Consider the following 12,725-nt stretch of genomic DNA (forward strand, 5'->3'; position numbering starts at 1 on the left):
TCGCTGATCAGGGTCTTACAAAAGTTCAGTCCAAGGCGATTGTTGATAGCGTTCTTAAGGGTATCACTGATTCCGTCGTAGCCGGCGATGAAGTTTCGCTGCCAGGCTTTGGCAAGTTCAAGGTCCAGTCGCGCGCCGCTCGCGAAGGCCGTAACCCTGCTACGGGCGCAACGATCAAAATCGCTGCGTCCAAGAAAGTTGCTTTCCAGCCTGCAAAGGCCCTGAAGGACGCGTTGAACGGCTAATTCGTTCGTCGCAATTTCAAAAAAAGGCGGTGCAGGTGCGCCGCCTTTTTTGTTCGACTCCGGCCAAGGCTTCGTAACGGAATTTGGGAGCAGTGGGCTTTGCCATAAATCCGCCCTGCATTCGTTGCAGGTGACGTTTGTGCAATAGAGCAATTTTGCGCAAGTGAAGTAAGGCTTTATCAACTATACCAGATGCATCTATGATGTGGCGGACCAGAGATCCGCACGTTTCAGGGGCCCTCGCGACACAATTAGTAAACTGGTAGCAGCTGCAATAATGAAGACATTGGCACATATCCTTGCGGCATTCATGCTAACCCTCCTTGTAGCGGGTTGCCAAAACTCGTCGATCGATGACCTGTCTCCTAATGGTGCTGGGACGCAGCTACCGGAGAAGCTCGTCCGGAGCATGAAGGCCAAGGGCATGAGTCTCACATCGCCCGTCATGTTTCGCATATTCAAGGAAGAAAACGTCCTCGAAGTGTGGAAACGCAAGGACAATGGCCGTTACGACATGGTAACGAACTACCAGATCTGCAAATGGTCGGGAAAACTTGGCCCCAAGTTCATCGAGGGTGATCGTCAGGCACCCGAGGGATTCTACGCGGTTCGCCCGGCGCAGATGAACCCGAAATCGAGCTATTACCTCTCATTCAACACTGGCTTTCCCAATGCATTGGACCGCGCCCTTGGCCGTACCGGTGCCAACTTGATGGTCCATGGCGCGTGCTCGTCGTCGGGTTGCTATTCAATGACCGATGCACAGGTTGCACAGATTTATGCTTTCGCCAGGGATGCGTTTAAGGGCGGTCAGGAATCCATTCAGCTTCAGGCCTACCCTTTCCGCATGACCGCAGCCAATATGGCGCGCTACAAGGATGATCCGAATTACGCCTTTTGGAAGAACCTGAAAGAAGGTTACGACCACTTCGAAATCACCAAAGTGCCGCCGAAGGTGGATGTCTGCGAAAAGAAATATGTCTTCAACCACACGTCTGATCCCAATGCGCCCATTGCGGCGACAGCAACCTGTCCGCCATCCGATCAGCCAGAATCGCTGAAAATGGCATATCAGTCGTACCAAACCAGTTACGAGACCGCTTTCTCTACAATGGTCGGCAAAGGCAAGATAACCCCGCCCAGCCGCTCGATCCAGGGCATTGCAGAAGCCAAGATCATTGCTGACTGGAGTGCTCGCCGTGCTCGCGGTGAGCGCGTGACGCAAGAACCGCCGTCTCTTTCGCCGCAGGACAAGGATGCCGCAACGAAGCCACCGGTCATGGTTCGCCTGGCTTCCGCCGTCGCAGCGGACAAGGCACGGGAGGAGCGCGACGCCTCTAAAAGAACGCGTATGGGAAAGAGCATGGCCTCGGCTGCGCCAGCACCCATAACCCTGGCACCGCCGACAGCTTCGTCAGCTCCGGCAGCCCCGCAACGATCCGCACCTGCCCCGCAAACCACTGCCGCTATCGCACCGGATGCCCCTGCTGCCGCCGTCGAACAGCCGGCCCCGGTGAAGAAGGCTTGGTGGAAGATTATCGGCAACTAGCATCCCGAAGTGTCATGCCGGAAAAAGCAATCATGAATGGCGAGATATATGATCTTCGCGGCCTGAATTGCCCTTTGCCGGTGCTCAAAACCCGCAGGAAACTTGCCGATATGATCGTTGGCAGCCGCATATGGGTTGAAACAACCGACCCGCTAGCTATCATCGACATGCCGAATTTTTGTCTATCAGAGGGACATAGGCTGATCGAAACACTCAGCGTCGAGGGTGGCCACCGATTCCACATCGAATGCGGTTGACTAGCCTAGCTTCACACCGGAAATTGCCAACGGATTGTCAAAGAGCGCAGCACGATCCGGCATATCAATCTGTGGTCGATCAAGAAATGCGTTGAAGAGCTGGCTGACATAGCTCTCCGGCAAATCCTTGACGATCAAGACCAGGCGCGTTTCGCGAACGCCATCCGGCCATGCTGCCAGCCGTGCTGGTGGATGAAAAATCTGCTGCACCCCATGTATGACGAGAGGCCGCTCCGGATCGTCCTCCAACTGTACGATACCCTTCACCCGCAGCAATTTTTCACCGTGGGCAGAACGCAACAGGTCAAGGAACATGTCGAAGCTGGCCAGCGGTATCGGGGTATCGTGTTTCAACGAGAATGACCGGATATTCGCGTCGTGCCTGTTGACGTCGTGATGGTGGTCCTCGCCGTGGTGATGGTGGTGCCTATGATCGATCTTGGCGTGTTCATGCTCGCGATCACGGTAGGCTTCCGCCTTTAGCCAACGCTGAACATCGACGGTCTTGGTTTCTGGATTATAGACGCCGCATTCGAACAACGCCGCGTATCCCGTGCGCGAGTCGGCTACGTCGATCAGGTCGGCCCCTGGATTTAACGCAGCGAGCCTTGCGTACAGGACTGGAAGGCCTTTTTGTGCTTCTGGCAAATCTGTCTTGGTTATAACAATGCGATCAGCAACAGCAGCCTGCTTTATCGCTTCCTCGTGCGCGTCGAGCGTTGCCATGCCATTGATCGCGTCGACGATGGTGATCACGCCATCAACGCGAAAGGCCTGCAACAACACCGGATGTCCCATGACGGCATGCAGAACCGGTGCGGGATCGGCAAGCCCGGTCGTCTCGATGATAACCCGTTTCAATCGCTGCAATTTGCCCGTCTGCAATCGGTCGATAAGATCCGAGAGCGTATCAATCAGCTCTCCGCGCACGGTGCAGCAGAGGCAACCATCGGAAAGCTCGATAATGCCGTCGCTGGCTTTCTCGACCAGCAGATGATCAATGCTCACATCACCGAATTCGTTGATAATCACCGCCGTATCGGAGAGAGCCGGATCCTTCAACAGCCGGTTGAGCGACGTCGTCTTTCCCGACCCTAGAAAGCCGGTTAGTACCGAGACCGGTATGGGAGCGTCGGCCATCAGTTCACTGCCTTCAAGGCCTCGCTTGCATCCGTCAGCGACGAGCGATCTGGCCGCGGCATCGGAACCGGAACCCGGTTCAACTCCATCCCTAATGAATTGATCTTCGCCGGCAGCAGCGCAACTTTTTCCACTGCCGGTTCATGTTCCATCCTTTTCATATAAGGTGACCCCTGAACGATGTGCCCTTCGAGGTCCTTGCCGTCCCAGGTATCGGACCCCGATGCCTCTTTCGAACAAACACTTGGCCGCATGTTGACAGCCACGTCGCGTGTGGGTGCACCATAGGGCTGCAACGTATCGATTGCTGTGCCACTGCCTTGGGTCTCGAAACCTTTGGCAAGAAGTTCCGCTGCCTTCGTCGCCCGCGTCGTCAGCTTCAATTCGCCCAAAACCACAGTGATGATCGTCCTGCCGTTGCGAGTTGCAGAACCGATGAGATTGTAGCCCGAGGGGCAAACAAATCCGGTCTTCATGCCATCGGCACCCTGAAACCGGCCGATAAGCGCATTCAGATTGGGCTGAAGCTTCTTGCCGCCATAGTCGATGGCTTCAATATCAAAATAATGCGCGTACTGCGGAAATTCACGGCGCAGCTGCAGTGTCAGAATCGCAAGATCTCGCGCAGTCGTATAATGGTCATCCGAGTGAAGACCATTTGGATTAACGAAATGCGAACCCGTCATGCCGAGACGTTTGGCTTCGGCATTCATAAGCACAGCAAACTTGTCGGAAGAACCGCCCAGCGTCTCGCCCACCGCCATGGCGATATCATTGGCGGATTTGACCATCATGATCTTGAGCGCATTGTCCAAAGTCAGCTCGGAGCCGACCTTGTAGCCCATCTTGCTTGGAGGCTGTTTGGCGGCAAGCGCAGTGATCTTGATTGGYGTATCCAGGGTGATCTGACCGGACTCAATCATCCGGAACACCACGTAAACGGTCATCAATTTGGTCAAAGACGCTGGATACCAGCGTTGGAAAGCGTCCTCTTGCGAGAGGATTTCGCCGCTGCCGGCGTCGACTGTAATGTTCGCACCGGCAAGGGCCGCCGGTGCAGCGGTCATCGATATCACGCAACCCGAAAGAAAGAGTGCTATAGTTTTCCGCATTCCTGAAAATCCGACCTGTCTATGTAAACAACCTGGAAAGGCATTAAGCCGCGCTTCACACCGGGCAGCAATGCCCTTATCTATCTTATGTGGCGGGCAAAAGGCAAAACACCTTTATTCTGTTCACTGAAATGTCAGATTTGGATTTGGAGTTACCCTCGAATGCCTTTGCTCAATCGCGCGATCGAAATGCAGGACGAGGTTTCCGCGTGGAGGCACCATCTACACCAGAACCCAGAAATAATGTTCGACGTGCACGAGACAGCGCGGTTCGTTGCAGAGAAGCTGCGCCAATTCGGGTGCGACGAGGTAGAGACTGGCATTGGGCGCACCGGTGTCGTCGGCATCATTCGCGGGCGTCACGGCGAAGGTCCGACTGTGGGCTTGCGCTCCGATATGGATGCACTGCCGCTCACTGAAGTTACCGGCAAGCCCTGGGCATCCCGTACGGACGGCAAAATGCACGCCTGCGGACATGACGGCCACACCGCAATGCTCTTGGGTGCCGCGCAATATCTGGCCGAGACCCGCAACTTTGGTGGTTCGGTCGCGGTTATCTTCCAGCCCGCGGAAGAAGGCGGTGGCGGTGGCCGTGAAATGGTTAAGGACGGCGTCATGGAGCGTTTCGCCATATCGGAAGTCTATGGCATGCACAATATTCCCGGACTCCCCATTGGTCAATTTGCCATTCGCAAGGGTCCGATCATGGCAGCAACGGACGAATTCACCATCATTGTCGAAGGTCGCGGCGGCCATGCAGCGCWGCCACACCGGACCATTGACCCCATCGTCATCGGCGCTCAGTTGGTCAATGCCCTGCAAACCATCGTCTCGCGGGGTACAGACCCACTTGATTCTGTCGTTCTGTCCGTCACCAAGTTTCATGCCGGCGATGCCCACAACATCATTCCTCAACGCGCCGAACTCGCTGGCACCGTTCGCACCTTGCGCCCAGAAATGCGCGACTTTGCCGAAAAGCGCCTCATCGAGGTCGCCCAAGGCGTTGCCGGAGCTTTGGGCGCAACCGCAACTGTCAAGTATGCGCRCAACTATCCAGTAACGTTCAACCATGCTCGCGAGACGGACTTCGCGGCCAAAACGGCTCGCAGGGTCGCTGGAAATGACGCGGTCAACGAGGAAGTCGCGCCCATGATGGCCGGCGAGGATTTCTCTTACATGCTGGAAGCACGTCCAGGCGCCTTTATTTTCATAGGCAATGGTGAAAGCGCCTCGCTGCACAATCCGTCCTATGATTTCAACGACGATGCAATCCCGCACGGCATCAGTTACTGGGTGCAATTGGCTGAAAGTGCTCTCCCCCCGTCATCCTGATTGGCACAGGACTGCCGGAAATTTCCACTCATCTTGAGACTTGGCGACCGCCGCGAAAAACAGTATGTCAGGTCAGATGGTCCCGTAGCTCAGTAGGATAGAGCGACAGATTCCTAATCTGTAGGCCACTGGTTCGAATCCAGTCGGGATCACCATACTGCCTCCACCACATTTTTCGATGAAGGAACGAATTTAGAAAACATCCATGCCGTACTCATTCGAAAGCGGTACTTGCAGTTGCAAAGCAAATGCAATATCGTGTGGTGATATGCCCTATACTAAGTTTCTGGCCGCTTCCGACTGTAGTCGAAGCGGTCTTTTTTTGAGTAGTTCGGGCTATTGGCCTGCTATGATCATCGCCTTAGATAGGTCAAATTCCAGCCCTTAGCGCGTTCCGCACGCTTTTGTTGAGATCGGCTTTGGCAGATTGATACTCGTTGACTGAAGTCCAATAGCGCAATGTTATTGCTGCGGTCGCATCACCCAACTCGGCCACAAAGGCTGAGGGAGCTGGGTCTTTCTTTACCCGCTTGTCGGTTTCAGTCAGTTCAATCAAGGATTTCTGCACCTGGTCCAAATCATCCTCATTGGAGACAGTAATCGTGATGTCATTGCGCCGAATGCCGTTCCGGGTAAAGTTCTTTACGGGCAGAGTCCAAAGCGTCGAATTTGGCGCAAGGATGTACACACCGTCGGCCGCACGTAATCGCGTCGCAAAGAGTCCGATTTCTTCGACTGTCCCGCTTATGCTGCCCACCTCCACATATTCGCCAATGCGAAGGGGACGGAGCGCCAACAGCATGATGCCTGCTGCGATATTCTGCAGAGTTCCTTGTAAAGCCAGCCCGATTGCCAAGCCAACTGCACCGATGGCGGCAATAACCGAGGCCGTCTGGATGCCGAATTGACCGAGCACCATAACCACGACAAGGCCGAGCACCACATAGCGTGCGATCTTGGAAAAAAAGCGGCGTAGTGTCAGGTCGAAACCGCCGACTTGCCCAAGCCCGGCATAGACCCAGCGCTCGACGAGACCTGCGACAACGAATCCGATGATCAGCAACAGAACCGCGCCAATTACCGAGAACGCGTAAGCAACAACAAGGGCACTTGCTTCACGAATGCCAGTCTGAATTGCGGAGAACGCGTTCTGAGGATCAAGTTCCATGAGAGATTCCTTTCCGGCAAGAGAATACCAACCTTAAAACTGCGATGCTGGTTCCCCTATTGAAGGTAAAAGGCCAGTAAATATTCACAATGTTTCCTGCGTTGAATGGACAATCACATCGGCTTGCGAACAGCATAGACAGTAACCGGCAGAGAAGAACGCCACGTATCAAAACCACCCAGAGGTTGCGCGTAGGAAACAGCAAGCTTTGTGAGTTCGCCGCCATGGGCGGAGCGCCAGCCAACGATTGCCATTTCACTCTGAATTGTCACAGCATTGGCAACCAGGCGCCCACCTGGCTTGAGGCCTTCCCAGCACGCCTCCATTACCCCCTCATCGGTCATGCCGCCACCAATGAAGACGGCGTCGGGTTCTGCGAGTCCTTGCAAAGCCGCCGGTGCCTCACCGCGAACAATCTGCAGATCAGGCACACCCAGCGCCCGGCTGTTGCGCAGGATCAAATATTGCCGCCTGTCATTGGCTTCAATAGCCAAGGTCCGGCACGAACTGTGTGCGCGCATCCACTCAATGCCGATCGAGCCGCAGCCCGCCCCGACATCCCACAAGAGCTCGCCCGGCAGTGGCGCAAGATGTGCCAGAGTAACGGCACGGACATCCCGTTTGGTCAATTGCCCGTCATGTTCGAACGCTTCGTCGGGCAAACCGGCAAGCATAGGATAAAGCCGGGCTGGCGGCATCGCTTTGCCGCAATCCACGGCAAGCACATTGAGATCGGCACAGCGAGGATGGTTCCAGGCATTTGCAGTCCCGTCAATTCGCCGCTCCGCCGCACCCGCCAGATGCTCCAGCACAGTCAATCGCGCCGAGCCGAACCCAGCGTCGCTCAGCATCTGCGCGACCTGTACAGGTGTGCCGCCATCATTGCTGAGAATAAGCAACTTTGCCGTAGGCGCGAACGCCTTGAACAGCGTCTCGGTTGGCCTGCCATGAACACTCAACAGCTGTGTTTCTTGTATCGGCCAGCCCATGGCAGCGGCGGCCAGCGAGAATGATGAGGGAGCCGGAATTATTCGCATCTCATCAGCCGCGACATAGCGCGTCAGCGTGGCGCCCATGCCGAAATGCATCGGATCGCCGCTAGCCAACACAGCGACAGGCCGACYGCGCGAGGCAAGGAGCATGGGGTACGCATCCGAGAATGGGCTGGGCCATGCAATGCGTTCACCGGTCAGCCCTTCGGGCAGCAAATCCAGATGGCGCTTGCCGCCGAAAATTGTTACGGCCGCTGCCAGTGCATCACGGGCATTCTGACCGAGACCACTATATCCATCCTCGCCGATCCCGATAATCGTCAGCCACCGCGCTATCATACATTCCATCCTTTTGTGCCCACCATGCATGCCCCAAACCGCTTGATGGGTCAACGAAGCAGGGCGCTACGAGAAAGGTTGGCACGCCCCGAGGCATCCTGTAAAACCGACAACGCCATGAGCCATCTGACAACCACTATCCAACGATCAACCGTCGAGGCGCGGCGCTCTGCCTGCCCGGGGTTGTTCCGCATGGCAAAGGCCCTTGACGGCGGTATCTGCCGTTTGAAACTAACCTTTGGCGATCTGAGCGCAGTTCAGGCGCGCTGCGTCGCGGATGCAGCACAGCGTTGTGGCAACGGCACGATCGAAATCACCAACCGTGCCAATCTGCAAATTCGCGGTGTGCGGCCGGAAATGGAAGAATCGTTAATCTCGGCTTTACTGGAATCAGGGCTCGGACCATTGACCGATCGAGGCGATGACGTTCGCAATGTTATGATCAGCCCGTTTGCTGGATTTAACCAGACGCTACCGGACGTGCGGCCTCTCGCCTTGCGGGTGCTGACAATCGTGCAGACGAATCTGCTCTATCAGACTCTTTCGCCTAAGTTTTCGATTCTCATTGATGGAGGCGAAAGCGTTGCGATGGTTGATCACCCCCATGATCTTTGGCTCAGTCGTATCGATCTGGAAAGCAGTGCGCCGCGCTTTGCCTTCGGCGTTGCAGGCGTGCCGCCCACAAAAGCCGATGCTCCTCAGCCTGCCCTTGGTAGTGTTCCGCCCGGGCAAGCATTTGGTCTCATCACTGGCATTCTCGATATCTTCATTGAATGGTGCCGTGCACATCCGGAAGCTTCGCGCCTTCGACATATGATAAGCCAGATGGGTACGGAATACCTCGTAGAACAGCTCCAACTGCGCCTCGGGGTTCCGCTACGAAGTGAGCAGATTGCAACTTGGCGCAGATCCCCTGCCCGTGAAAATGGCCATCTTGGCCTCTCGCTGGATGTGGACAACTCACACTGTTTCGTGGGCGCCATGCCTCGACTTGGGCGCCTTGATCCGGGCCTTTTGCACTCGCTTGCCGAACTTGCCGACAAATATGGCAACGGAAAATTACGCATGACACCGTGGCAAAGCGTTCTCTTGCCGCAAGTTTCAATCGGTGATGCAAAAGCTACGCTCGCGGCGCTCGAAGCACTCGGACTTGGCACCAATCCCAAAATGGCTCTTGCGACGATGATCGGCTGTTCTGGGTCGGCGGGGTGCGGTTCGGCTCTGGCCGCGACCCAGTTAGATGGGCTGAAGCTGGCGTCGTTATTGCAGGGCAATCCTGCAGTTCCGCAAATCCACATAAGCGGTTGCAGCAAATCCTGTGCGTCGCCCTCGGCAAAACCAATCACGCTCGTGGCAACTGCGGCCGGACGTTACGACATCTTTCTGCGCGCGACCAATGGACCGTCGCGTTTTGGCAAGCTATTGGCTGCCAATGTCACTATCGACGAAGCTGCCGAATTGATCGGTGAGAATTCCGGCTCTGGGGGGCCACTATATGCTTGACTATATCCGCGACGGTCAGGCGATCTATGATCGCTCGTTCGCTATCATTCGTTCCGAAGCCGATTTGAAGGGCATTCCAGCCGATCTGGAAAAGCTGGCCGTGCGCGTCGCCCATGCTTGCGGCATGGTCGATGTGATACAGGATCTGGCGTTTTCCGAGGGTGCCGCAGCGGCTGGTCGCAACGCATTACTGAGGGGCGCACCGATTTTGTGTGACGCACGTATGGTTGCGGAGGGTGTCACACGGTCGCGTCTGCCGGCCGGAAATAAGGTGATTTGCACTCTAGGAGATCTCTCGGTTGCCAAATTGGCGCTCGACATGGGAAATACCCGCTCCGCCGCAGCGTTGGAACTATGGCGCCCATACCTAGCGGGCGCAGTTGTTGCCTTCGGCAATGCGCCCACTGCCCTTTTCCGATTGCTCGAAATGATCGACGAAGGTTCTGCGAAACCGGCGCTAATTCTCGGCTTTCCAGTCGGCTTTGTCGGCGCGATGGAATCCAAGGCGGCGCTTGCCGAGGACAGCCGCGGAATTCCCTATGTCGTCGTGCATGGCCGCCGAGGCGGCAGTGCCATGGCCGCCGCAGCGATCAATGCTCTCGCGTCGGAGAAAGAATAATGCCAAAGCCCGGGCGGCTTTTTGGACTGGGCGTTGGTCCCGGCGATCCTGAACTCATTACATTGAAGGCGTTGCGTCTGCTTCAGGCGGCCCCGGTGGTCGCTTATCATGCAGCCAAAGGCAAGAAGGGTAACGCTCTAGCCATCGTCGAGCGCTATCTTGACGAGAAGCAGCTCCTCGTCCCGCTGATTTATCCAGTTACGACGGAGATACTACCCGCGCATATGAACTACGACGCTATCGTCAGCGATTTCTACGGCGAGATAACCGGGCTTTTGCGCACCCATCTCGACGCGGGAACTGATGTCGCGGTTATCGCCGAGGGGGATCCATTCTTCTACGGCTCCTTCATGTACATCCACGACAGACTGGCTGAAGGCTACGAAACCGAAGTCGTGCCAGGTGTCTGTTCCATCCTGGGCGGAGCCGCCGTGCTTGGTGCACCTCTGGTCTATCGTAATCAGACGCTTACCGTTCTCTCCGGTGTCCTTTCTGCACAAGATTTGAAGACCCGGCTCRCCGCCACCGAAGCCGCAGCTATCATGAAGCTTGGTAAAAACCTCGCAAAAGTGCGCGGTGTAATCGAGGATCTTGGCCTGCTCGATCGGGCGCTTTATGTCGAACGGGCAACGATGGAGGCACAACGCATCATCCCATTGGCGGAAGTCGATCCCGAATCCTCGCCTTATTTCTCATTGATTCTCGTTCCGGGAGAGAAATGGGCGGGTAGCGCCGAATGACATATCCAATAGCCATAGTGGTCCTTTCGGCGCTCGGCATGGAAACGGCATCGCGAATCAAAGCGAGTATGCCAGACGTAACTATTTATGGGTTGGAAGCCCGCGTCGAGGGAGCCGATATCTCCTACACGAACTTCGGCGACACAGTCCGGCAGCTCTATCAGAACGGTCATGCCGTCATCGCCCTCTGCGCCACCGGCATAACTATTCGCTCGCTGGCTCCAGTTCTTGGTGATAAGGGAGCCGAACCGCCTGTTTTGGCGGCAGCCGATAATGGCAGCGCGGTTGTTCCCCTCTTGGGTGGCACAACAGGCGTGAACGTTCTTGCCCGGCAAATTGCAGCTGTACTCCAGGTCTCACCCGCCATAACGACATCAGGTGAACTCCGGTTCGGTACTTGCCTGCTCAATCCTCCCCCGGGCTTCGAATTGAAAAATCCCGAGGATGCCAAGACGTTCATTGCTGATTTGCTTGGAGGCAAAACTGTTAGAATAGAGGGGGACGCACCTTGGCTTCAGGACGCCAACCTTCCTCTGGATGACGACGCGGAACTGCGCATTCTGGTTACTTCTTCGGATGTTGCACCCCAAAAAGGCGATCTGGTTTTTCAGCGCAAGCCGACGGATTTCAAGAGTGTGCCCTCCCCGGAATCTACTCCAACCGATCATAAGCGCGGTCGGCTTGCGGTGGTCGGTCTAGGGCCGGGGAACCCCGATTTCATGATTCCGGCGGTCAAACGGGAATTGAACAACGCCGACGATGTCCTTGGCTATGAGACCTACGTCCGCATGGCGGGACCTTTCCGCTCAGACCAGACCCTGCATATGACCGACAATCGCGAGGAAATGCAGCGCGCGCGACACGCTTTCGAGCTTGCCGCAACGGGCCGGTCCGTCGTGATGGTTTCTTCCGGTGATCCCGGTGTTTTCGCCATGGCTGCTGCAGTGGTCGAGGCATTGCATGAATCTGCGGACGTCTCCTGGCATGCTGTGGAGTTGGAAATACTGCCCGGGGTTTCCGCTGCGTTGGCGGCAGCCAGCCGTAGTGGGGCACCACTCGGTCATGATTTCTGTGTTCTTTCGCTTTCCGACAATCTGAAGCCTTGGGAGATCATTGAAAAACGCATCTCATTGGCGGCCGAAGCAGACCTTGCGATGGCCTTCTACAATCCGATCTCAAAGCATCGTCCCTGGCAATTGCCACGCGCCATCGATATCCTGCGCAAGTACCGGGGTGTTGATACCCCTATCGTCCTTGGGCGAGATATCGGCCGTCCTGCGGAAACCTTGCGTGCCATCACGCTTGCCGAGCTAACCCCCGATCAGGTGGACATGCGAACGGTGATCATTGTCGGATCGTCGCTCACGCGCAGTTTTGAGCGCAGGGACGGCGGCAAATGGGTCTATACGCCCCGCTGGTATGAAACTAAGCCCGAAGGTTGAACAGAACGTCCATGCCGGAAAAAGGACTGAGCGCTTCGCTTTTGTATCGACGCCTTTCGACGCTGCTCACTATGATCCTGCAAGATTAGATCGCCTGCACCCGGAGTTATCATGCCAGACAAAAATTATGTCCTTACCCTTTCCTGTGAAGATCGACCGGGCATCGTTGCGTCGGTAACGACGGAGCTTGCCGGCATGGACGCGAATATTGCCGAGAGCAATCAGTTCTGGGACAGACAGACCAATCGCTTCTTCATGCGCATCGCTTTCACGGCGGCCGAAGGCAC

13 protein-coding genes and 1 tRNA gene are annotated in these 12,725 nt (G+C 56.0%); 10 read left to right on the forward strand and 4 right to left on the reverse strand.

Annotated features, from left to right (window positions below; genetic code table 11):
• The 3 genes from ACXJ5O_RS08595 to ACXJ5O_RS08605 all read left to right on the forward strand — a co-directional run.
• Nucleotides 1-245: HU family DNA-binding protein (locus tag ACXJ5O_RS08595; RefSeq protein WP_457299521.1), on the forward strand; the 245-nt coding region annotated here is incomplete at its 5' end.
• Nucleotides 246-522: 277 nt separating this feature from the next.
• Nucleotides 523-1,794 (forward strand): hypothetical protein, encoded by a 1,272-nt coding sequence (locus tag ACXJ5O_RS08600; protein WP_457299522.1) that lies wholly within the window; start codon nucleotides 523-525, stop codon nucleotides 1,792-1,794.
• Entirely contained in the window at nucleotides 1,770-2,051 is a 282-nt protein-coding gene (locus ACXJ5O_RS08605) for a sulfurtransferase TusA family protein (protein WP_457299523.1), read from the forward strand. The genes ACXJ5O_RS08600 and ACXJ5O_RS08605 overlap by 25 nt, the downstream gene beginning before the upstream one ends.
• On the opposite strand, the gene ACXJ5O_RS08610 is transcribed toward ACXJ5O_RS08605, so the two are convergent.
• Both ACXJ5O_RS08610 and ACXJ5O_RS08615 read right to left on the reverse strand, forming a co-directional pair.
• Complete coding sequence (locus tag ACXJ5O_RS08610) at nucleotides 2,052-3,191, reverse strand: CobW family GTP-binding protein (protein ID WP_457299524.1); 1,140 nt, start codon at nucleotides 3,189-3,191, stop codon at nucleotides 2,052-2,054.
• Nucleotides 3,191-4,303, reverse strand: coding sequence for a D-alanyl-D-alanine carboxypeptidase family protein (locus ACXJ5O_RS08615; protein WP_457299525.1), 1,113 nt, complete (start codon nucleotides 4,301-4,303; stop codon nucleotides 3,191-3,193). The genes ACXJ5O_RS08610 and ACXJ5O_RS08615 overlap by 1 nt, the downstream gene beginning before the upstream one ends.
• A 162-nt stretch (nucleotides 4,304-4,465) precedes the next feature.
• On the opposite strand from ACXJ5O_RS08615, the gene ACXJ5O_RS08620 reads away from it, so the two are divergent.
• Nucleotides 4,466-5,635, forward strand: coding sequence for a M20 aminoacylase family protein (locus tag ACXJ5O_RS08620; RefSeq protein WP_457299526.1), 1,170 nt, complete (start codon nucleotides 4,466-4,468; stop codon nucleotides 5,633-5,635).
• A 78-nt stretch (nucleotides 5,636-5,713) separates the two neighbouring features.
• Nucleotides 5,714-5,790 (forward strand) — tRNA-Arg (locus ACXJ5O_RS08625).
• A gap of 215 nt (nucleotides 5,791-6,005) precedes the next feature.
• Here ACXJ5O_RS08625 and ACXJ5O_RS08630 read toward each other — a convergent pair.
• Together ACXJ5O_RS08630 and cbiE are read right to left on the reverse strand one after the other, a co-directional pair.
• On the reverse strand, nucleotides 6,006-6,803 hold the full coding sequence (locus ACXJ5O_RS08630; RefSeq protein WP_457299527.1) for a mechanosensitive ion channel family protein: 798 nt from the start codon (nucleotides 6,801-6,803) through the stop codon (nucleotides 6,006-6,008).
• A 113-nt stretch (nucleotides 6,804-6,916) separates the two neighbouring features.
• Nucleotides 6,917-8,131: a precorrin-6y C5,15-methyltransferase (decarboxylating) subunit CbiE gene (gene cbiE / locus ACXJ5O_RS08635; RefSeq protein ID WP_457299532.1), complete on the reverse strand. Its 1,215-nt coding sequence runs from the start codon at nucleotides 8,129-8,131 to the stop codon at nucleotides 6,917-6,919.
• Between the two features lie 120 nt (nucleotides 8,132-8,251).
• Here cbiE and cobG point away from each other — a divergent pair, with 120 nt between their 5' ends.
• The 5 genes from cobG to ACXJ5O_RS08660 all read left to right on the forward strand — a co-directional run.
• Nucleotides 8,252-9,637, forward strand: a complete 1,386-nt coding sequence (cobG, locus tag ACXJ5O_RS08640) for a precorrin-3B synthase (protein WP_457299528.1) — start codon at nucleotides 8,252-8,254, stop codon at nucleotides 9,635-9,637.
• The gene (locus ACXJ5O_RS08645) at nucleotides 9,630-10,256 is read left to right on the forward strand and encodes a precorrin-8X methylmutase (RefSeq protein ID WP_457299529.1); all 627 of its coding nucleotides are present in this window, start codon (nucleotides 9,630-9,632) and stop codon (nucleotides 10,254-10,256) included. The genes cobG and ACXJ5O_RS08645 overlap by 8 nt, the downstream gene beginning before the upstream one ends.
• Nucleotides 10,256-10,996, forward strand: a complete 741-nt coding sequence (locus ACXJ5O_RS08650) for a precorrin-2 C(20)-methyltransferase (RefSeq protein WP_457299530.1) — start codon at nucleotides 10,256-10,258, stop codon at nucleotides 10,994-10,996. Before ACXJ5O_RS08645 ends, ACXJ5O_RS08650 begins: the two co-directional genes overlap by 1 nt.
• Complete coding sequence (gene cobJ, locus ACXJ5O_RS08655; protein ID WP_457299531.1) at nucleotides 10,993-12,438, forward strand: precorrin-3B C(17)-methyltransferase; 1,446 nt, start codon at nucleotides 10,993-10,995, stop codon at nucleotides 12,436-12,438. Before ACXJ5O_RS08650 ends, cobJ begins: the two co-directional genes overlap by 4 nt.
• A 111-nt stretch (nucleotides 12,439-12,549) precedes the next feature.
• On the forward strand, nucleotides 12,550-12,725 hold a 176-nt coding region (locus ACXJ5O_RS08660; RefSeq protein ID WP_457299533.1), incomplete at its 3' end, for an ACT domain-containing protein.

The organism is Phyllobacterium sp. P5_D12 (assembly GCF_054049495.1).